Genomic DNA, 21704 nt, shown 5'->3' on the forward strand with positions numbered 1-21704 from the left:
CTTCCCAACGCCTAATCTATTTAGATTGCTTTTTTGTCTTCATCATTCTGCATTAAAGAAAGTAATTTCTCTTTTACTTTGGGATCTGCTAAAGCAATTACTGTATCTTTAGCTTTAATAGTAGTATTACCACGAGGAACAATTGCTTGATCGCCTCTTAAAATAGTAATCAAGATAGCTTCATCTGGAATAGTAATATCTTTGATCTTCTTATTACTACTTAGTGAGTCTTCATCTACTTGGATATAATGCATCTTAAGTTGATTGATGCTATCAGCCCATAAGTTTGAAGTCTCTTTCCATTCTACCTCGTCTTCAATTAAGCCTAGCATTAATGAAGTAGAACTGACAACTTGGTTAACTCCTAACCATTCAAATAATTTTTCGTTACCTGGATTATTAACTAAAGCCAAAGTTCTCTCAATATCAAACTGTCTTTCAGCTAATTGACAGATAACAAGATTATCTTGGTCATTGCTAGTAGCTGCTACAATAATATCTGCTTCTTCTGCACCAGCTTCCTCTAAACAGTCTCGTTTAGTTCCATCACCTAACATGACTGTGACTTCTAGATTATTTTGTAATTTATTTATTTTTTCTTTATTAGATTCAATAACAGTTACTTCGTGTCCGAATTTGTGGCAGTATTTAGCCAGCTGAAACCCTTTTTTACCGCCACCAACGATGATAATCTTCATCTAGAATCCCCCTTTTATTAACTAACATGCCTTATTAAATGACATTTTTAGTGATCTAATCGTTATGAGTCTTGAGCCAATTCAAAATTTTTGAATTTCAAGCAGTTTAATTGAGATTATCAACCCACACTTATCTATTATACTAAACAAAAAATGTAATTGCAAAGAATTATCCAAGTTTTAACATTTGGTTTATAAAGAAGGAGTTTGCTTTAATAAATTGAAAATTAATAGATGTGATTACATGATTGTTGGATAATTTAGGTATAATAAAATTGTGTTATTGTGGGGTGAAAGAGATGTCAGATATAAAAGATAGAATAGAAGAGCTAAGAAGAAAGATAAGGGAACATAACTATTATTATTTTGTATTAGATGATCCACAGATTAGTGATCAAAAGTATGACCAGTTAATGCAAGAGTTGGTTGAATTAGAAAGTGAAGAGCCAGAATTAGTAACACTAGACTCTCCTACTCAACGAGTCGGTGGAGAACCAATTAATGAGTTTAATAAGATAGAGCATGAAGTACCTTTATTAAGTTTGGATAAATCATTTTCGGCAGATGAGTTACGAGAGTTTGATAATCGAGTTCAGAAAGAAGTAGATAAAGATATAGATTATATAGTAGAGTTAAAGATTGATGGATTATCTGCTTCTTTACATTATGAAGATGGAGTCTTTAGGCAAGGGGCCACTAGAGGTAATGGACAAGTTGGTGAAGATGTAACTCATAACCTTAAGACAATTAGAAGTATTCCTCTTAAGTTAGAGCAGGAGATTAACTTAGAAGTTCGTGGCGAAGTCTTTATGCCTCAGGATCAATTTTTAAGATTGAATAAAGAACAAGAAGAGGCAGGAGAAGATTCTTTTGCTAATCCACGAAATGCTGCAGCTGGTTCTTTACGTCAATTAGATCCTCAAGTTGCAGCTAATCGTCCTTTGGATATCTTCATCTATGATAGTGCTTATATTGATGAAGTAGAGTTTAATACTCATCAAGAAAAGTTAGATTATCTAGAGGAATTAGGCTTTAAAGTTAATGATCAGCGACAGGTATGTAATAATATTGAGCAGGTTATTGAATACTGCACAAAGTGGACTGAAGAGAGAGAGGAATTAAACTATGGAATTGATGGAATAGTAATCAAAGTCAATCAACTTCAGTTACAAGAAGAACTAGGGACTACAGCTAAACATCCACGGTGGGCTATAGCTTATAAGTTTCCAGCTCAGCAGAAGGAGACTAGCATCAAGGATATTGAAGTAACAGTAGGTAGAACTGGAGCTTTGACACCGACTGCTGTTTTGGAACCTATCTTTTTAGATGGTTCAGTAGTTAGTAGGGCCAACTTACATAACCAAGATGAATTAGAACGGAAGGATATTAGAATTGGCGATCATGTTATTGTAGAGAAAGCTGGAGATATTATCCCTCAAGTAGTAGAAGTTTTAAAGGACAAGCGAACTGGAGAAGAAGAAAAGTATAGTCTACCTGATACTTGTCCTGTCTGTGGTGCCCAGGCAGTACGTTTAGAAGGAGAAGCAGCAACTCAGTGTATTGGTGGTGCCTGTCCAGCTAAATTACGAGAAGAGATTTTACACTTTGTCCAGCGAGATGCAATGAATATTGAAGGAGTTGGCCCAGCTTTAGTAGAGCAGTTATTAGATAATAATTTAGTTACAGATATAGCTGATCTATACTATTTAGAAAAGGAAGAATTAGTTGAATTAGATAGAATGGGCGACAAATCAAGCCAAAATGTACTTACTGCTCTAGAAAATAGCAAAGATAATACTCTACAGCAGGTACTTTATGGTTTAGGGATTAAATATGTAGGTAGTAGAGTAGCTCAAGTGTTGGCCCAGAATTTTTCTAATATAGATGAGATCATAGAGGCTAATAAGGAAGATTTAGAAAAGATTCCTGAGGTTGGCCCTAAGATAGCTCAGAGTATTGTAACATACTTTAGCCAAGAACAGAATTTAGGGATCATTGCTAAGCTTAAAGAAACTGGAGTCAACTTCAACTCGCAAGTAGAAGAGGTGGAGCAGAAATTAGAAGGAAAGAAATTTGTTTTAACTGGTAGGTTAAAAGACTTTACAAGACAAGAAGCTAAAGAAACTATTACTGATTTAGGTGGTCGAGTAACTAGCTCAGTAAGTGGAGCTACTGACTATCTAATCGTAGGAGAGAATCCTGGTTCTAAATATGACCAAGCTCAAAAGCTAGGAACGACTATCTTGACTGAAGAAGAGTTTAAAGAAAAAATTGAGAATTAAAAAATAAAGAATCAATTGACAATTACTAAAAGGGCAATTACAATTAAAGATATAATATTTACTAAGGGAGGATTTTTATGAGAATAGCAGAGATGAAGACTGAAAAAGGCACAATGAAGATTGAATTTTATGAGGAGGATGCGCCAAATACAGTAGATAACTTCTGTAGTTTAGCTGAAGAAGGTTTTTATGACGGTCTAACTTTCCATCGAGTAATTCCTGACTTTGTAATTCAAGGTGGCTGTCCTAAAGGAGATGGAACTGGCGGACCAGGATATACTATTGATTGTGAGCTAGATGGTGATAAGCAGTATCATGAACGAGGAGTATTATCTATGGCTCATAGCGGAAAAGATACAGGGGGTTCTCAATTCTTCATCTGTCATAATAGAGAGAGAACTTCTCACTTGGATAGAAAGCATACTTGCTTTGGAAAAGTCGTAGAAGGACTAGAAGTAATTGATGATATCAAAGCTGGAGATGTAATTGAAGAAGTAATTATTCAGGAAGAAGAATAATCCATCAGATCTAAAAATTGCGGAGTTGTTAACCTTGTGTTATAATGATTAATTAGTTAGTCGATATTAGTCTGTATAATTATGTGAAGTGTCACTTTTGTGTCACAGTTATCAACGCACACGACTATAACAAATTATAAATTATCAACTATTAAGAAGGGGTGGTGAAAGTATGAAGTTAGATAAGGAGACAGTCGAGCGAGTAGCACATTTAGCTAGATTGGAACTGACTGAGGAAGAGGTTGAAGAGTTTACTGAGCAGCTAAGTGATATTTTAGGTCATGCTGAAAAGTTGAATGAACTTGATACAGAAGATGTAGAGCCAATGGCTCATGTACTACCAGTTAATAATGTTTTACGTGATGATGAAGTTAGAGAGTCACTTGATAGAGAAGAAGCTTTAGCTAATGCTCCAGAAAAAGAACAAGGTATGTTTAAGGTGCCACAGATTGTAGAAGACTAAAGTATATATTTTTTAGTCTTTATGAAGGAGTTTTCAAAACCTGGAGGGAGATCGCAATTAAGTATAATGTCAGTAATAGGTGTGAGTAATGAGTGTGAGCAGAATTAATTAAATAATCAATCTGTTGTCTTACACTGGCACTGATGACTGACACTAAATAAAAAAGGAGGGAAAATAATGAAACTTTATCAGTTAACAGCTCATGAATTACATGAGAAGTTAAAAGCTGGGGAAGTTAGTGCCCAGGAGATTGTCGAATCATCTTATAATCGAATTGATGAGGTTGAATCAGATGTACAAGCTTATGTAACTTTAACTAAAGAAGATGCTCTAAAAAGAGCTAAAGAAGTTGACGAAAAGTTATCTAATGGTGAAGAGATCAGTCCTTTAGCTGGAATTCCTGTTGCAATTAAGGATAATATTTCTACTGCTGAAGTAAAGACAACTTGCGCTTCTGAAATTTTACATAATTATGAACCGCCATATGATGCTACAGTAGTAGAGAAGTTATTTGCTGAAGATGCGGTAATGACAGGTAAAGTCAATATGGATGAGTTTGCTATGGGATCTTCAACAGAAAATTCAGGTGTGCAAGTTACTAAAAACCCATGGGATTTAGAGCGAGTACCTGGTGGTTCTAGTGGTGGATCTGCTGCTGCTGTTGCTGCAGGAGAAGCTACAATAGCACTTGGTTCTGATACAGGTGGTTCTATTAGACAGCCGGCTTCTTTCTGTGGAGTAGTAGGTATGAAACCGACTTATGGTCTAGTATCTAGATTTGGATTGGTTGCTTTTGCTTCATCTTTAGATCAGATTGGCCCAATTTCTAAAGATGTAACTGACTGTGCTTTAGCTTTAAATTATATTGCAGGTCATGATCAGTATGATTCTACTTCTGTAGACCGAGAGATTCCAGATTATACAGAGAGCTTAGATGGTGATATTGAAGGTCTAAAGATAGGAGTTCCTAAAGAATACTTTGGAGAAGGAATTGATGAAGAAGTTAAAGAAGCAGTCTGGAATGCTATTAAAGAGCTAGAAGAGTTAGGAGCAGAGTATGAAGAAGTTTCTTTACCACATACTGAATATGCTTTATCTGCTTATTATTTAATTGCTCCAGCTGAAGCAAGTTCTAATTTGGCTCGATATGATGGAGTTCGTTATGGTTTACGTAGTAAGTCTAATGGATTAATTGATATGTTTAAGAATACACGAGAAGAAGGATTTGGTCCAGAGGTTAAACGTCGTATTATGCTAGGTACTTATGCTTTAAGTTCAGGATATTATGATGCCTATTATAAGAAAGCCCAGAAGGTAAGAACATTAGTTAAGCAGGACTTTGACAAGGCTTTTGAAGATTATGATGTTATCTTATCTCCAACTTCTCCAACAACATCCTTTGAGATAGGAGATAAATCTGATGATCCATTGGATATGTATTTATCTGATATCTGTACAATTCCAGTTAATCTAGCTGGATTACCTGCTTTATCTATGCCTTGCGGATATGATAGCCAGGATCTACCAATTGGATTACAGATTATTGGTCAAGCCTTTGATGAAGAGACAATTTTAAAGGTTGCTCATGCTTTTGAACAGACAACAGATGTTAATAATAACCCTAATTTATAATAAATAATTTCTGCTGATAGCTAAATAACGGAGGTGTAATTATGTTAGATAATTATGAGATTACTATTGGGTTAGAGGTTCATGCCCAATTAGATACAGATACTAAGATTTTCTGTGGTTGTAAGAATGAGTTTGGGGCTCAACCTAATACTCATACCTGCCCTATCTGTTTAGGATTACCTGGTACTTTACCTGTTCTAAATAAAAAAGCAGTTGATTATATAATTGAAGCAGGTTTAGCTGTAGATTGTGAAATAGCTACTTTCAGTAAATTTGATCGGAAGAATTACTTTTATGCTGATCTGCCAAAGGCTTATCAGATTTCGCAGTTTGATCTACCTTTCTGTGAAGATGGTGAAGTAAAAGTTGATATTGATGGTGATGAATATCAGATAGGTGTTACTAGAATTCACTTAGAAGAAGATGCTGGTAAGTTGACTCATGCTGGTAATATCTCTAGTGCTGATAGCAGCTTAGTTGATTATAATCGAGTAGGAACGCCATTGATTGAGATTGTTAGTGAGCCAGATATGCATTCACCAGCTCAAGCAGTTGCTTACTTAAAGAAACTAAAGAGTATCTTAGAATACATAGAGGTTTCTGACTGTGAAATGGCCGAAGGTTCTCTACGAGCTGATGCGAACCTTTCTATTGCTCCACAAGGTGCTGATAAATTAGGTACTAAGACAGAACTTAAGAATATGAACTCCTTTAAAGCTATTGAGAAAGCCTTAACTTATGAAGCTAAGCGCCAAGCTAAAGTTTTAGATGAGGGTGGCGAAATAACTCAAGGTACTAGAACTTGGGATGGAGATGCTGGAAAGACTCTACCATTACGAGAAAAAGAAGAAGCACATGATTATCGATACTTCCCAGAACCTGACTTAGTGCCAGTGGTAGTAGAAGAGGAATGGGTAACAAAAATTAAAGAAGATATTCCTGAATTACCTGATGTAAGACAGGAACGTTATATAGAAGAATTTGATATTCCAGAGTATGATGCAGGTGTAATTACTGCTGATAGAGAGATGGCTGACTTCTTTGAAGCAGTGGTGGAAGTATACGATGACGCAAAAGAAGTTAGTAACTGGATGATGGGTGAATTCTCACGTCTATTAAATGAAGAAGATACTGAATTAGCTGAGGTTAAATTTGGCCCGCAAGATTTAGCTGATTTATTAACAATGATGGATGAAGATACTATCTCTCGTGATATAGCTAAAGAAGTTTTTGAAGATATGTTTACTACTGGTGATAAACCAGAAGATATTGTAGAAGAAAAAGGTTTGAAACAGATTAGTGATGAAGGCGAGCTGGATAATATTGTTGCAGATGTACTAGCTGACAATGAATCTGCTGTACAAGATTATCATGATGGCAATAAGAATGTAATTGGTTTCTTAATTGGTCAGACTATGCAAGCCAGTGGTGGAAAAGCTAATCCACAGAAGGTTAGAGAGTTATTACAAGAAAAATTAGAGGAATAAATAAAAAAGTCCCCTGGTTAATTCAGGGGGCTTTTTTTAATCTCTTAGAACATGTCTTACACTAAAGCCATCATATAATTGATTAGGTCTAAAAATCTTATTATTTACTTCTAAGTTTTCAACCCAATGAGCACACCAACCCATAATTCTACCTAAAGCAAAGATTGTTGTAAAGTATTCTGGTTGAATATCCATTGCTCTAAGTACTAATCCTGACCAGAAGTCAACATTAGGATAGATCCCTTTATCTGCAAACTTATCTAGAGCTATCTCTTCCATTTTCTGAGCTGTGTTATATAAGTTTTCTAAATCAGAAGTAACTGCTTGCGAATTCTGATTAAATATTTTTGGTAATATATTTTCCTTTAGATACAGAGCTCTAGGATCATATGTTTCATATACTCTATGACCTAGTCCCATTATCTTTTCTTTATTGGCTATTTTTTCTTCAATATAACTTGCTACGTTATCTGGAGAATCAATTTTTTCTAATTCTTTGATCACTCTTTCATTAGCGCCTCCATGAAGAGGGCCAGACAAAGAATTAATAGCTGAAGATATTGAAGCATAAATACTTGCTTCGGAAGAACCAACAGCTCGTACAGAAAATGTACTATTATTTATTGTGTGGTCAGCATGTAGAATTAATAGTTTATCGAGGATATTTACCCACTTATCTTTAGTAGCTAAGTCTTGATTAAAACAATAAAGAATGTATTGAGCAAAAGAATCAAAAGTTTTATCCTTAGCAAAGTTAGGATCTTTGGTCTTATAAGTTCCAATTAAAGTAGGTAACTTTGCTATTAATTGAATAGCATGGTGTAGATTTAAGTTGTATTGATCTACTGTAAATGAATTGCCATTATTGCTTTGTAATTGTAAAACACCTGCACTTAGCATATACATTGGATGTAAGTTATTGTCCATAGAGACTACAGTATTTGCAATATTAGAAGTGATATCTTTATTCTTTAGAAGTTGTTCTTGTAAACTCCCTTTCTCTTTAGGTAAAGGTAAATCCCCTTTAAGTAATAAGAAGCAGACATCTTCATAAGAGCAGTCATCTGCCAATTCTTGGACAGGGTAACCTCTAAAGGTAAGAATGCCATTCTCTCCATCAATATTACTAACCCCAGATTTTGCTACAGGTATATTTTCAGCTCCTGGAAAATATCCTTTTTCAAAGAGTGTTGTTATTATCTGTATATATTTTTCTTTTACTTTTTCATCTTCAATGTCTGATAATAGTTTTTTTATCTCTGTAAGCATAATAATTCCTCCTTTCATTATTCTAGTTATATCTATGCGAAGAAATATAAGAATATTTGTATAAATATACTATCATAAATCTTTTTAAATTACAATTAGATTATCTTAATCTAATGTAAGCTTTAATTGACATCTTAGTTAGGAAACGGTATAATAAGGATGGCTAAATATTAATAAAGTGTATTTTATAATTATACAAAAGAGATAATAATTAAACTTAAGAAATATTAGATGAGGAGTGAGAAGATGTATAATGTAACTTTGATTCCAGGAGATGGAATTGGACCAGAAATCACTAAATCTGTTCGTGAGATAATTGCAGCAGCAGGAGTAGATATTAATTGGGAGACTGTTAATGCTGGCGCTAATGTAATGGATGAGTATGGAACTCCTTTGCCAGAAGAAGTATTAGAATCAATTAAGAAGAATGAAGTAGCCCTCAAAGGGCCAATTACTACACCTGTAGGTAGTGGATTTAGAAGTGTTAATGTAGCTATTAGACAAAAGCTAGATTTATATACTAACTTACGTCCAGCTAAGATATTAGATGGAGCACCAACAGAATTTTCTAATCTAGATGTAGCTATCTTTAGAGAGAATACTGAAGGATTATATGCTGGTATTGAACATAATGTAGGAGAAGATGCTGCAGAAAGTATTAAGATTACTACTAGAAAAGCTTCTGAAAGAATTGTAAGAGCTGCTTTTGAATATGCAAAAGAAAATGATAGAGATAAGGTTACGGCAGTTCATAAGGCCAATATCTTAAAGTTAAGTGATGGTTTGTTTAAGTCAGTAGCAGAGGAAGTAGCTAAAGATTATCCAGAAGTTGAGTTTAATAATAAAATTGTTGATAATATGTGTATGCAGTTAGTACAGTATCCAGAGGATTATGATGTATTAGTTTTACCTAATCTATATGGAGATATTGTTTCTGATCTATGTGCTGGTTTAATTGGTGGTTTAGGTTTAACACCAGGAGCTAACTTAGGTGATGAGCTAGCAGTTTTCGAAGCGGTACATGGCTCTGCACCTGATATTGCAGGAGAGAATAAAGCAAACCCAATGGCTTTATTATTATCTGCTTGCTTAATGTTAGACCACTTAGGAGAGGAAGAAGCAGCTCAGGATATAGAGGCTGCTATTGAGAAAGTATTAACAGAAGGAGAGGTATTAACTGCTGATTTAGGTGGTCAAGCTAGTACTACTGAGTTGACAGAAGAAATTATTAATCAACTTGGAGTAGAGTAGTAGTGGCGATGTTCTCTTCTTTCTTTTTCTTCTTTAATTTGGTTGCGTTGTTTATTAATATAAGTATCAATGAAACCGATAATTAAGATGATAATTGTACTAATTAGATATAGTCGGAATAATGGATTATGCTCTAGTAATGGAAAATTAACTAGTTTACTGTCTTGAAAAAAGGATTCAATCATTTGATTTAAATCAAAATACCAGTAGCTAATATAGGTTAAGGTATTAAAGGCTAACCAGCTCAAGCTTGGTTTGAATTCTTGTTTCATATTATTACCTCCTTAATTATAAATTAGCTACTATAATTAAAAATCCTTGCTTGCGACCCAGTAAAATGGGTCGTTTTTTATTTGAAAATAAATTTGTAAAACTTCTTTTTTTTAATTATATTAAATGATATAATTATATATAATGCTCCTTATTTCTGGATCTATGATTTAATACCAGGAGAGGAGCTATTTTCCTTTTTTGAATTAAAGAAATCTGTAGTAGGTGATTGAATGAAGCAGTTAAAAAAGAAACTTTTGTTGACAGTAGGTTGTAGTTTATTAGTAGTTTTAATGTTAACTTTATATACAGTGAATGAAGATACATGGCAGGCTCTAAAGAAATTAAAAGTTAATTATGCATTAATTATTACAGGGGTTATGTGTCTAGTCTGGTTTACTAATGGACTAAAATTAAAGGTGTTGGCTGAAGGAGTGGACTTTGATTTACCACTATTATCTGCTATTGAAATTGGTTTAGCAGGTAGCTTTTTTGCTAATATTACCCCTTCTGGAATTGGAGGACAGCCTTTTAAGATAGTAGCTTTAACTAAATCAAAAGTTTCTTCTGGTAAAGCTAGTGCTATTGTAGTTGTAGAGTTGATTCTTAGATTATTATTTTTTATCTCTACTCTACCATTGATCTTTATTAAATTAAGTAATCTTTTTGTCGCCTATATTAATACGAAACTATTAATCATAAGTACTATAGTTTTTTTCTTAGGTTTACTATTGTTAATTTATTTACAGTTATGTCGACCTCGTTATTTAGTTTTAGTCTGTTTTTGGGTTTTAAATAGAGGAATAGTTGCCAAGCTAATTAGTCAAAGGAAGATATATGCTTGGAAAAGAGGCTTAGTTAAGGAGATTCATATCTTTCATGAGACTCTGTGGCGTTACTTAGAAGATAGTAAAATGGAGTTGATTGTTAGTTTCTTGTTGACTATTTTATCTTGGGGAGCACAATTTACAGTTATTTATTTTATAATTAAAAGTCTTAATCTACAGATTGATTTAGGTTATCTCTTATTATTACAATTATTAGTTTATACACTTGTTATTTTTATTCCTATACCAGGAGGAAGTGGTATAGAAGTTATTTTAGCCAGTCTATTACAGAGAAGTATACCTGTCTCATTAGTAGGAGTAATAGTAGGTAGTTGGCGTTTCTTTACCTATTATAGTTCTATTATTCTAGGAGGATTATTAGCTTTTAAGGTATTTGATATAGATAGTAGTTGTGAATGATAAAAGGAAGACTGTTTGATACTAATTTTAAGTGTAATGAATAAATGTGAAGGTAAGAAGGAGTTGTTATGGTGAGTAAACCAGTGGAAGTAGGAGATATAATAACTATTCAGTTAGATAATGTAGCTTATGGTGGAGATACAGTAGGTCGAAAAGATGGTTTTGCTATCTTTATTCCAGAAGGAATTCCTGGGGAAGTAGTCAAGGTCAAGATAACTGAAGTGAAGCGAAGTTTTGGTAGAGGAGAGATAATAGAGGTAGTCTCTCCAGTTGAAGAGCGAGTTGAATCTGAGTGTGTAGACTATGGAGCTTGTGGTGGTTGCCAGATGCAGCATATTGATTACCAAGCCCAACTTGATTATAAATATCAGATGGTTGAAGATGCTATGGAGCGAATTGGTAAGCTTGATCTTGAGATAAATCCAGTTAAAGGAATGGAGAATCCTTATCTCTATCGTAATAAGGCCCAATTTCCTTTAGCAATTAGAGAGGAAGAGATAGTAGCTGGTTTTTATCAGGCAGGTAGCCATGAGTTGGTACCAGTTAGTGACTGCCAGATTCAACATCCAGTCATTAATCGGATTGTTGATCGAGCTACTGAACTACTTACAGAGTATCAACTACCTGTTTATAATGAAGAGAGTCAACAGGGCTTCTTACGCCATTTGGTAGTTAGGATTGGGGTCTGTACTAATCAAGCTATGTTGATGATTGTAACTAGGGAAGAGGAATTTGTAGTAGGAGAAGAGATAGCAGAAAAGTTAATGAATCAGATACCAGAATTGATTAGTATCTATCAGAACATTAATCCAGACCAGACTAACGTAGTTCTAGGAGATAAGACTAAAAAATTAGCTGGGCAAGATTATATTCTTGATTATATAGGTCAGATTAAGTATCAGATTTCTCCTTTATCTTTCTTTCAGGTGAATACATTACAGACAAAGGTACTCTATGATCAGGTTCTAGAGTATGCAGAGCTAACTGGTAATGAGAAGGTTCTCGATGCTTACTGCGGATTAGGATCTATTTCTCTATATTTAGCTAGTGAATCTGAGGAAGTTTATGGTATAGAGGTGGTAGCTGAGGCTATTGAACAAGCCGAAGAGAATGCTAAGTTGAATCAGATCGATAATTGCCACTTTGAAGTAGGCAAAGTAAAAGATGTATTACCTAAGTTGAAAGAAGAAGTTTCGCCAGAAGTAATTGTAGTTGATCCACCACGTAAAGGATGTCATGAAGAAGTATTAGAGACTTTTGCTGAAATTGGCCCAAAGCGAATCGTATATGTTTCTTGTAAACCAACTAGTTTAGCTAGAGATTTAAAGAGGTTAAAGGAATTAGGCTATCATACAGAGGAGATTCAGCCAGTTGATATGTTCCCGCAAACCTATCATATTGAGAATGTAGCACTCATTAAAAAGAATTGACAATTGAAATTTAATATCATGAGCTGTGAGCTATGAGTCATGAGTAAAATATTTTTCTGATTTGTTTGGCTCACAGCTGATAGCTCAAGACACATAGCTTGAATTATTTTAACTGTCAATTGTAAATTATTAAAGGAAGTGATATAGATGAAGAAGGAAGAAAAATATAATGAGATAGTTACAAAAGTTCAAGGTTTAACAGCTGATGAAAGCAATGTGATTGCTAACTTGGCTAATACTGCTGCTGTCTTATATAATGATTTAGAGCAGGTCAATTGGGCTGGATTTTATTTATGGCAAGAAGGACAGTTAGTACTTGGCCCATTTCAGGGTAAGTCAGCTTGTATTAGAATTGATAAAGGAAGTGGAGTCTGTGGTACAGCAGTAGAGAAAGAAGAGACTTTAGTAGTACCTGATGTACATAAGTTCCCAGGCCATATTGCTTGTGATGCTGATTCTGAATCAGAGATTGTAGTGCCAATTATTGTAGAAGAAGAAGTAAAGGGAGTACTGGATATTGATAGTCCTATTAAAGAAAGATTTAATGAGGTTGATCAAAAATATCTAGAAAAAGTTGTTGAGATTATAGTGGCTCACTGCCAATGGTAGAGATATGAAAAGCTCCTTATATAAGGAGCTTTTTTATCTATTGAAGCAGGAATTATTAGAAAATATATATAATTAATTAATTATGTTAATACTTATTATGAGGTGATAAAAATGCTAGAAAAAGAAATAAAGATTAGTAATCAGACAGGCCTTCATGCTAGACCAGCTGCTTTGTTAGTTGATATGGCTAATGGATTTGATTCTAGTTTAAAGTTGATTTATGGTAATAAAGAAGCCAATTTAAAGAGTATTGTTAGTTTGATGTCTTTGGCTGTTGGTTGTGGAGAAGAGGTTATTATTCAAGGCGATGGGCCAGATGAGCAAGAGGCTGTAGCAGAAATTATAGAGTTAATTAACCAGAAATTTAATGAAGATAATTAATAATTGGAAATGATTTATTGGTATTAATATGCTATAATGCTCTTGCAATAATAAAATAATTAAGGAGGATTAGGATGAAGAAAAGATTTGCAGTATTAGTTTTAGTACTAGGACTTATTATAGCCAATACCAATTTTGTTTCTGCCTTACAGCAGGCTGAAGTTAATCCTTATGATACTTCAATTGCTTATGGGGCTCAGACTTTGAATGGTGAATTGATTTCTCTTAATCTAGAAGGTGATATGGGGATATCTTCTAATATAGGGATTGAAGGAATGTATACTTACTATAAAGATAGTGGAGATAATAAGAATATTTTTGATTTAAATGCTAAGATTGGAGTTGTAGATAAACAGGACTTTGATCTATCAGCTATAGTAGGCTATCATATTAAATTAGATGGAGATGATGATTCGCCTCGAGTTGGATTTTTAGTTTCTAAGGCAGAAACAAGTGAATTAGACTTAAATGCTGGTGTGGATTTTCTATTAGGGGCTCAAGATAATTATATAGGCTATACATTAGGTTTTGATTATAAATTAACTGAAAAAGTTTATCTAGAAGTAGAACACAGAAGATTTACTGGTCAAGCTAAGACTGAAGGATTAAATGTAGGAATGAGGTATTATTTCTAAAGGAGAGGTGGATTATGGAATTAGATCAAGTAGGCGTATTTATGGATCGTGATGGAACAGTAAGTAAAGAAATTGGTTATGTCAACCATCCTTGGCGTTATGAATTGTTACCAAGGACTGGTTTAGCAGTTAAAAAGTTAAACCAAGCAGGAATTAAAGCACTTTTAGCTACTAATCAGGCTGGTGTAGCTCGAGGTTATTTTGAAGAAGAGATGATTGGAAAAGTGCATAATAGATTAGAGGATTTATTAGAAGAAGAAGGAGCTTATTTAGATGAAATTTATTACTGCCATCATCATCCTGATGTAGGTGAAGGTAAATTCAATAAAGATTGTAATTGTAGGAAACCAGAACCAGGTATGTTATTACAAGGTACTGAGGACTTTGATTTAGATTTAACTAAGTCGTATATGATAGGAGATAAGATCAGTGATGTGGAGTTGGCCCATAAGGTAGATGCGAAAGGTATTCTTGTTTTAACTGGTTATGGGCGAGGGAATTATGAAAACGATCAATCTGACTGGGAAGTAGAGCCAGATTATATAGCAGAAGATCTATATGATGCAGTAGAGTGGATCTTGTTAGACCTTGAAGAGAGGGGGCAATAATGTCAGATCTAGTAGATTGCTTATCTGATTTTAGTAATCAAGATATTCTAGTAGTTGGTGATATGATTGCTGATGAGTTTGTTACTGGCCAACCAGAACGTATTTCCCGTGAAGCTCCAGTTTTAATTCTAGAACAAGATGATCATGAAGTCTTACCTGGTGGAGGTTGTAATGCTGCTAATAATGTAGCTTCTTTAGATGGGAAGGTTTATTTAGCAGGAATTATTGGTGATGATTTAGTAGGCCAGAGATTAACTAATACTTTAGATGAGTTAGGGTTAGAGACAGAGGGATTAATAGTTGATGAATCTCGACCTACTTCAGTTAAGACTAGAATTTTAGCTGGTGGTGGACATACAGTGAAACAACAAGTAGTTAGAGTTGATAACTTAGAGACTCATGCTATCTCTAAAGAGATTGAGGACAAGCTATTAGATTATATAAAAAAAGTTATAGATCAAGTTGATGCTATATTATTGTCTGATTATGGCAATGGAGTTTTTACTGATACTCTAAAAGAAAAAGTAATAGAATTAGCTAATAATTATAATAAGATTATTGCTGTTGATTCTCGATATGAACTACCTAGTTTTAAAGGGATTACAATTGCTACTCCTAATCAAGAAGAAGCAGAAAAAGCAGTAGGATTCAGTCTTGATACACCAGAAAAGGTAGAGAAGGCTGGTTGGCAACTTAAAGAAATGTTAGATGCTGAAGCAATGTTAATCACTTTAGGTGGAGAAGGAATGCAGTTATTTGCTCAAGGAGAAACAGTTCATATTCCTGCTTCAAATTATGCTGAGGTTTTTGATGTTACTGGTGCTGGAGATACAGTAATTGGAACTTTGGTACTTGCTTTAGCTAGTAAAGTTTCTTTAGAAACAGCAATGAAGTTGGCTAATTATGCAGCAGGAATTGTAGTTAGAAAATTAGGTGTAGCTACTGTTAGCAGAAAAGAGTTGGCTGAAGTAATTAAAGGGACGGGTAAAGATGGAGAATAAAGTGTATCCGTTGGCTAAGTTACAGAAGATTGTAGCAAGCAAACAAGAAGAAGGAAATCAGATTGTTTTTACTAATGGTTGTTTTGATTTATTACATGTAGGTCATACTCGATATTTAAAGGAAGCAAGAAATTATGGTGACTTATTAATAGTTGGATTGAATAGTGATGCTTCTGTTAAGGCTTTAAAAGGCCAAAAAAGACCATTGATTCCAGATGAGGAACGGGCTGAAATGTTAGCTAACTTAGAAATGGTAGATTATATCACAATTTTTCCTGAACAGACAGCAAATAATGTAATTGCTACTTTAAAGCCTGATATTTATGCTAAAGGTGGAGACTATCAGATAGAAGAATTACCTGAAGCAGAAGTAGTTAGTTCTTATGGTGGCCAGATTGAATTGGTTCCTGAAGTTAAAGGAGCTTCTACAACAGAAATTATTAATAAAATTTTAGAGCGGTATACGTAAAACTGAATATTTCATTGTTAGAGGCGCTTTTAGCGCCTCCTTTTTTATTTAATAAGGTAAATATTTACATAAGAGTTTATATTAAGTATACTATTAATAGTTAGACTATCTACTATAGTAAAATAATGTATTTGAAATCTTGCCTAATATTTATATTATTTTAATTTATATAATCTTCAACAGATTGTTATTTAATTATCAATTTTGACAAAATATAATACTTTATTTTATAATCAAATAGAAGATAAAATTTAACCCTTTAGTTATCCAAGTGAAGGCATTCACATTTTGAAAATAAAAAGGAGGTACTAGTATAATGGCCTGTCAATGTGGAAATGAAGAGGAGAACAAAGAACAGTACTTAGAACCATTACGAAGAATGTTAGAAGGTTATGAAAAGAAAGAAAAAGATTTAATTCCAGTTTTACAGGATGCTCAAGAAGAGTATGGTTACTTACCTAAGGAAGTATTAAGAGAGATTGCTAATAAGCTTGATTTATCTTTTAGTCAAGTTTATGGAGTAGCTACTTTTTACTCGCAGTTTCATTTAGAACCACGAGGTGAGAATATTGTTCGAGTTTGTATGGGAACTGCTTGTCACGTTCGTGGAGGAGGAGAAGTATTAGAAGAAATCAAGGATCAGTTAGGAGTAGATGATGGTGGTACTACTGAGGACTTACAGTTTACTCTTGAATCTGTAGCTTGTATTGGTGCTTGTGGATTAGCTCCAGTAATTATGGTTAATGATGATACTCATGGTCGAATGACAGCTGATAAAGTAGAAGAGGTTTTAGAACAGTATAAATAATGCGTGAACTGTCGCTTCATATTTTAGACATTATTCAGAATTCAATTACAGCTAATTCTAGTTTAATTAAGTTAGTAATAAATGAAGATAGTCAAGAGGATCAGTTAACTATTGAAATTACTGATGATGGTCAGGGAATGAAGGAAGCTAAAGCAGCTTTAGATCCCTTTTGGACTTCACGAAATACAAGAAGTGTTGGTTTAGGACTTCCTCTTTTTAAAGCAGCAGCTGAAAGGTGTGAGGGAGATTTTGAATTAAAGTCTAGACCAGAAGAGGGGACTAGAGTAAAGGCTACTTTTAAGCTAAGTCATATAGACAGAGCACCATTAGGTGATTTAGCAGGAACTATTATAGCTTGTTTAACTTCGAGTCCAAAGGTTGATTTCTTATATTATCATCAAGTTGATAGTCAGAATTTTGAGTTTGATACAAGAGAGATCAAAGCTGAGTTAGGTGGGGAGTTAAGTATAAATAATCCTCAGGTATTACAGTGGGTAGAAAAATACTTAACCAATAACTTAGAACAATTGCGGGGGTGACTATTGTGAAATCTTTAGATGAATTAAGAGAGTTAAGAGAACAAGCCCAAAAAGACGTACAGGCAAGAGATACAGCTAATAAGCCAAAGGTAATTGTAGGTATGGGGACTTGTGGTATTGCAGCAGGAGCTAGAAAAGTAATGAAGGCTATTGTAAATGAGATAAATAAGAGAGAGTTAGATGTAACTGTAACACAGACTGGTTGTATTGGTATGTGTGAAAAGGAGCCATTAGTTGATGTTAAGTTACCTGGTCAGGATCGAATTACTTATGGGCCAGTAAAAGTAGACGATGTACAGAAGATTATTGTTAATCACGTAGTAAATGGTAATGTTGTAAAGGACCTAGTAGTAGCTAAATTAGATGAGTAATTAAAGAGATATAAGGAGGTAACGAGAATGGCAGATTCTATTTATAGATCTCATATCCTAGTTTGTGGAGGAACAGGTTGTGTTTCTTCTGGTTGTAAAGATGTACAAGATGCTTTAAAGGAAGAGTTAATAGAGAAGGATTTAGATACTGAAATTAAGATAGTAGAAACAGGTTGTCATGGTTTCTGTGAAAAAGGTCCAATTATGATTGTCTATCCTGAAGGAGTATTCTACTGTGAAGTACAGCCTGAAGATACAGAAGAAATTGTAGAAGAACATTTACTGAAAGGTAGAAGAGTAGAGCGATTATTATATCAAGAGCCAGTTACAGAGGAAAATATTCCTTCTTATCATGATATTGATTTTTATAAGAAACAACAGCGAATTGCTTTAGATAATTGTGGTAAGATTGATCCAGAAGATATTAAAGAGTATGTTGCTCAAGGTGGTTATGAAGCAGCAGGTAAGGCTTTGACAGAAATGGAATCTCAAGAAGTAATTGATGAGATAAAAGAAGCAGGTCTGCGTGGCCGTGGTGGAGGTGGATTCCCAACTGGTCTAAAGTGGCAATTTGCTTCTGATGCTGATGGAGATAAGAAGTATATTATCTGTAATGCTGACGAAGGTGATCCAGGAGCATTTATGGATCGGAGTTTATTAGAAGGAGATCCACATCGCCTAATTGAAGGTATGATTATTGGTGGTTATGCTATGGGTGCTGATGAAGGATATGTTTATGTTCGAGCTGAGTATCCACTAGCAGTTGATAGATTACGTAATGCTATCGAAGAAGCCGAAGAGTATGGCTTATTAGGAGATAATTTATTTGGCACCGACTTCAGCTTTGATTTACATATCAAAGAAGGAGCAGGAGCTTTTGTTTGTGGTGAAGAGACAGCCTTAATGAATTCCATTGAAGGTAAAAGAGGTATGCCACGACCAAGACCACCATTCCCAGCTCAGAAAGGTTTATGGGGTAAGCCATCTAATATCAATAATGTAGAGACTTTTGCTAATGTACCAGTTATTATTAAGCAAGGTGCTGATGATTATAGTAAGGTTGGTACTGAAGGAAGTAAGGGTACCAAAGTATTTGCTCTAACAGGTAAGATTAATAATACAGGTCTTGCTGAGGTACCAATGGGAATTAGTGTTCGAGAGATTATCTATGATATTGGTGGTGGAATTTCTGATGATAAGGAATTCAAAGCTGTTCAGATTGGAGGACCATCTGGAGGTTGTCTAACAGAAGAACATTTAGACCTACCAATTGATTATGATTCTTTAATTGATGCTGGAGCAATGATGGGTTCTGGTGGATTAGTAGTAATGGATGAAGACACTTGTATGGTAGATGTAGCAAGATTTTTCTTAGACTTTACTCAGAGTGAGTCTTGTGGTAAGTGTACACCTTGTCGAGAAGGTACAAAACGTATGTTAGAAATCTTAGAAAGAATTACAGATGGAGAAGGTCAAGAAGGAGATATTGAGTTGTTAGAAGAGTTAGGTGAGACTATTAAGGATACTTCTCTATGTGGTTTAGGTCAGACAGCACCTAATCCAGTGATAAGTACTTTAGAGTACTTTAGAGATGAGTATGAAGCTCATATTTATGATGAAAGTTGTCCAGCAGGTGCTTGTGATGAATTATTATCCGGTTATAAGATAGATGAAGATGATTGTATTGGTTGTACTGCTTGTTCCAAGATCTGTCCAGTAAGTGCCATTGCAGGAGAACCAAAAGAAGTTCATACAATCGATCAGGATGAATGTATTGCTTGTGGAGCTTGTGAAGAAAAATGTCCAGTTGATGCTATTGCTCAATGTTAGTGAATGTGAATACAAGTGCTAGTTGACAAAATTAGTCTTTTAATTCGAAACTAGATATAAAATATAAATACTTAGATAGTTTATTAGCAATTAGAAGGAGTGGTAAAGAAATGGCTACCATTACTTTGACAATAAATGGTCAGCAGGTTGAAGTAGAAGAAGATGCTACAGTTTTAGATGCGGCTGAGAAATTAGGAATTGAGATTCCTACTTTATGTTACCATGAGGACTTAAGTTTATATGGTTCTTGTCGAGTTTGTGTAGTAGAAAATGAGGAGAGTGGAGATTTAGTAGCTTCTTGTGTAGCTCCAGCTCAAGATGGAATGGAGATTAACACTAACAGTGGTAAGGTAAGAAGATCCCGTAAGATGAACTTAGAGTTATTATTGGCTAATCATCCTAATGAATGTTTAACTTGTGAACGAAGTGGGACTTGTGAATTACAAGATCTTACTGAAAAGTTTGGCATTACTGATGTTAGATTTGATGGAGAACAGAATGAACATCCAATTGATGAAGTTGGCCCGTCTATTAAGCGAGATCCAAATAAATGTATTTTATGTGGTCGTTGTGTAAGAACTTGTGAAGAGATTCAAGGAGTTTCTGCTTTAGACTTTACAGAACGTGGTTTTGATTCTGTAGTAACGACTGCTTATGATATTCCACAGGCTGAAATCAATTGTGCTAATTGTGGTCAATGTGTAACAGTCTGTCCTGTAGGAGCTTTGACTGAAATTAGTGAAGCTGATAAAGTATGGTCTGCTTTAGAAGATGAAGAGAAACATGTTGTAGTTCAGACTGCACCTACTATTCAAGCTACTTTAGGAGAAGAATTTGGTATGGAACCTGGTACAGTAGTTACTGGTAAATTAGCGGCTTCTCTAAGGAGATTAGGCTTTGATAAAGTATTCTCTACAGATTTTGCAGCTGACTTGACTATTATGGAAGAAGGTCATGAATTATTGGAACGACTAGAAGATGAAGAATCTGATGTGCCACAGATCACTTCTTGTTGTCCAGGTTGGGTTAAGTTCTGTGAACATAATTACCCACAATTATTAGATAATTTATCTACTGCAAAGTCTCCAATGTCAATGTTCTCTGCCTTAGCTAAGACTTATTATGCTGAGCAGATGGATGTTGATCCTGAGAGTATCTATACAGTAGCAGTAATGCCTTGTACAGCTAAAAAGTTTGAGAAAGAAAGAGAAGAGCTACAAGATAGTGGTTTCCAAGATACTGATGCAATCTTGACGACTCGGACTCTAGCTCGAATGGTCAAAGAGGCTGGAGTTAATTTTGTAGGTCTTGAAGATGAAGAATATGATAGAATGATGGGTGAAGCTACAGGAGCAGGTACTATCTTTGGTACAACTGGTGGTGTAATGGAAGCTGCTTTAAGAACTGTTTATGAGAAGTTGACTAACGAAGAACTACCACATCTTGATTTAGAAGAGGTGCGTGGTTTAGAAGGTGTTAAAGAAACAGCAGTAGATATTAATGACCAGACTGTTAGGGTAGCAGTGGCTCATGGATTAGGTAATGCAGCTAACTTACTAGACCAGGTTGAAACTGGTGATGCTGATTATGACTTTATTGAGATTATGGCTTGTCCAGCCGGTTGTGTTGGTGGTGGAGGTCAGCCATATCCTGTCTCTGAAGAGATTAAAGCTAAGCGTGGTCAGGGACTATATAATATTGATCAATCTGATAAAATTCGTAAATCACATGAAAATCCAGAGATTAAGAGAGTATACAATGACTTTTTAGAAAATCCATTAAGTGAAAAAGCACATCATCTATTACACACTAATTATCAGAAACGGAATAGAAATTAATTTTTTAGTAAGGCAGGCGAAATTTTTTCGTCTGTCTTTTTTTATTTGTTTATAGTATTTTAAATCCT

The 21704-nt window shown here is 34.6% G+C and carries 22 protein-coding genes; 19 read left to right on the plus strand and 3 right to left on the minus strand.

Translation table 11 applies throughout. From position 1 onward, the window contains the following. Positions 1-20: 20 nt before the first annotated feature. Positions 21-698: a potassium channel family protein gene (locus ACYQ39_RS09790; RefSeq protein WP_459842558.1), complete on the minus strand. Its 678-nt coding sequence runs from the start codon at positions 696-698 to the stop codon at positions 21-23. 299 nt (positions 699-997) lie between these two features. Here ACYQ39_RS09790 and ligA point away from each other — a divergent pair, with 299 nt between their 5' ends. The 5 genes from ligA to gatB all read left to right on the plus strand — a co-directional run bounded on the left by ligA (position 998) and on the right by gatB (position 7080). Further along, positions 998-2980 (plus strand): NAD-dependent DNA ligase LigA, encoded by a 1983-nt coding sequence (gene ligA / locus ACYQ39_RS09795; RefSeq protein WP_459842560.1) that lies wholly within the window; start codon positions 998-1000, stop codon positions 2978-2980. Between the two features lie 77 nt (positions 2981-3057). Further along, the gene (locus ACYQ39_RS09800; protein ID WP_459842562.1) at positions 3058-3498 is read left to right on the plus strand and encodes a peptidylprolyl isomerase; all 441 of its coding nucleotides are present in this window, start codon (positions 3058-3060) and stop codon (positions 3496-3498) included. 172 nt (positions 3499-3670) lie between these two features. Beyond that, positions 3671-3961 carry an Asp-tRNA(Asn)/Glu-tRNA(Gln) amidotransferase subunit GatC gene (gene gatC / locus ACYQ39_RS09805; RefSeq protein WP_459842564.1) on the plus strand — a complete coding sequence of 97 codons (291 nt, stop codon included), beginning with the start codon at positions 3671-3673 and terminating at the stop codon, positions 3959-3961. Between the two features lie 177 nt (positions 3962-4138). Further along, positions 4139-5593, plus strand: a complete 1455-nt coding sequence (gene gatA / locus ACYQ39_RS09810; RefSeq protein WP_459842566.1) for an Asp-tRNA(Asn)/Glu-tRNA(Gln) amidotransferase subunit GatA — start codon at positions 4139-4141, stop codon at positions 5591-5593. A gap of 41 nt (positions 5594-5634) precedes the next feature. Next, a complete protein-coding gene (gene gatB / locus ACYQ39_RS09815) occupies positions 5635-7080 on the plus strand; it encodes an Asp-tRNA(Asn)/Glu-tRNA(Gln) amidotransferase subunit GatB (protein ID WP_459842568.1) in 1446 nt (481 codons plus the stop codon). A gap of 36 nt (positions 7081-7116) precedes the next feature. Here the strand turns inward: gatB and ACYQ39_RS09820 are convergent, their stop codons facing one another. Next, positions 7117-8349: a citrate/2-methylcitrate synthase gene (locus ACYQ39_RS09820; RefSeq protein WP_459842570.1), complete on the minus strand. Its 1233-nt coding sequence runs from the start codon at positions 8347-8349 to the stop codon at positions 7117-7119. Positions 8350-8595: 246 nt separating this feature from the next. Here ACYQ39_RS09820 and ACYQ39_RS09825 point away from each other — a divergent pair, with 246 nt between their 5' ends. Further along, entirely contained in the window at positions 8596-9600 is a 1005-nt protein-coding gene (locus ACYQ39_RS09825; protein ID WP_459842572.1) for an isocitrate dehydrogenase (NAD(+)), read from the plus strand. On the opposite strand, the gene ACYQ39_RS09830 is transcribed toward ACYQ39_RS09825, so the two are convergent. Next, entirely contained in the window at positions 9582-9872 is a 291-nt protein-coding gene (locus ACYQ39_RS09830; RefSeq protein WP_459842574.1) for a hypothetical protein, read from the minus strand. The two genes, ACYQ39_RS09825 and ACYQ39_RS09830, sit on opposite strands and share 19 nt — an antisense overlap. 231 nt (positions 9873-10103) lie before the next feature. Between ACYQ39_RS09830 and ACYQ39_RS09835 the strand changes: the two genes are divergently transcribed. From ACYQ39_RS09835 to ACYQ39_RS09895, 13 genes are all read left to right on the plus strand, one after another. Next, positions 10104-11117, plus strand: coding sequence for a lysylphosphatidylglycerol synthase transmembrane domain-containing protein (locus ACYQ39_RS09835; protein ID WP_459842576.1), 1014 nt, complete (start codon positions 10104-10106; stop codon positions 11115-11117). Positions 11118-11185: 68 nt separating this feature from the next. After that, positions 11186-12547, plus strand: coding sequence for a 23S rRNA (uracil(1939)-C(5))-methyltransferase RlmD (gene rlmD, locus ACYQ39_RS09840; RefSeq protein WP_459842578.1), 1362 nt, complete (start codon positions 11186-11188; stop codon positions 12545-12547). Between the two features lie 147 nt (positions 12548-12694). Beyond that, complete coding sequence (locus tag ACYQ39_RS09845; RefSeq protein WP_459842580.1) at positions 12695-13156, plus strand: GAF domain-containing protein; 462 nt, start codon at positions 12695-12697, stop codon at positions 13154-13156. 111 nt (positions 13157-13267) lie between these two features. Next, positions 13268-13537, plus strand: coding sequence for an HPr family phosphocarrier protein (locus tag ACYQ39_RS09850; RefSeq protein WP_459842582.1), 270 nt, complete (start codon positions 13268-13270; stop codon positions 13535-13537). A 74-nt stretch (positions 13538-13611) separates the two neighbouring features. Continuing rightward, complete coding sequence (locus ACYQ39_RS09855) at positions 13612-14172, plus strand: hypothetical protein (RefSeq protein WP_459842584.1); 561 nt, start codon at positions 13612-13614, stop codon at positions 14170-14172. Positions 14173-14186: 14 nt separating this feature from the next. Further along, entirely contained in the window at positions 14187-14780 is a 594-nt protein-coding gene (locus ACYQ39_RS09860; RefSeq protein WP_459842586.1) for a D-glycero-alpha-D-manno-heptose-1,7-bisphosphate 7-phosphatase, read from the plus strand. Beyond that, the gene (locus tag ACYQ39_RS09865) at positions 14780-15781 is read left to right on the plus strand and encodes a bifunctional heptose 7-phosphate kinase/heptose 1-phosphate adenyltransferase (RefSeq protein WP_459842588.1); all 1002 of its coding nucleotides are present in this window, start codon (positions 14780-14782) and stop codon (positions 15779-15781) included. Before ACYQ39_RS09860 ends, ACYQ39_RS09865 begins: the two co-directional genes overlap by 1 nt. After that, complete coding sequence (gene rfaE2, locus ACYQ39_RS09870; protein ID WP_459842590.1) at positions 15771-16250, plus strand: D-glycero-beta-D-manno-heptose 1-phosphate adenylyltransferase; 480 nt, start codon at positions 15771-15773, stop codon at positions 16248-16250. Before ACYQ39_RS09865 ends, rfaE2 begins: the two co-directional genes overlap by 11 nt. Positions 16251-16566: 316 nt before the next feature. Then, on the plus strand, positions 16567-17058 hold the full coding sequence (gene nuoE / locus ACYQ39_RS09875; RefSeq protein WP_459842592.1) for an NADH-quinone oxidoreductase subunit NuoE: 492 nt from the start codon (positions 16567-16569) through the stop codon (positions 17056-17058). Further along, positions 17058-17597 carry an ATP-binding protein gene (locus ACYQ39_RS09880; RefSeq protein WP_459842594.1) on the plus strand — a complete coding sequence of 180 codons (540 nt, stop codon included), beginning with the start codon at positions 17058-17060 and terminating at the stop codon, positions 17595-17597. The genes nuoE and ACYQ39_RS09880 overlap by 1 nt, the downstream gene beginning before the upstream one ends. A 5-nt stretch (positions 17598-17602) precedes the next feature. Next, positions 17603-17968, plus strand: a complete 366-nt coding sequence (locus tag ACYQ39_RS09885) for a (2Fe-2S) ferredoxin domain-containing protein (protein ID WP_459842596.1) — start codon at positions 17603-17605, stop codon at positions 17966-17968. A 27-nt stretch (positions 17969-17995) separates the two neighbouring features. After that, a complete protein-coding gene (gene nuoF, locus ACYQ39_RS09890) occupies positions 17996-19798 on the plus strand; it encodes an NADH-quinone oxidoreductase subunit NuoF (RefSeq protein WP_459842598.1) in 1803 nt (600 codons plus the stop codon). A 110-nt stretch (positions 19799-19908) separates the two neighbouring features. Continuing rightward, the gene (locus ACYQ39_RS09895) at positions 19909-21636 is read left to right on the plus strand and encodes an NADH-dependent [FeFe] hydrogenase, group A6 (RefSeq protein WP_459842599.1); all 1728 of its coding nucleotides are present in this window, start codon (positions 19909-19911) and stop codon (positions 21634-21636) included. The last annotated feature ends 68 nt before the right edge of the window (positions 21637-21704 follow it).

It is taken from the genome of Halanaerocella petrolearia, assembly GCF_054657875.1.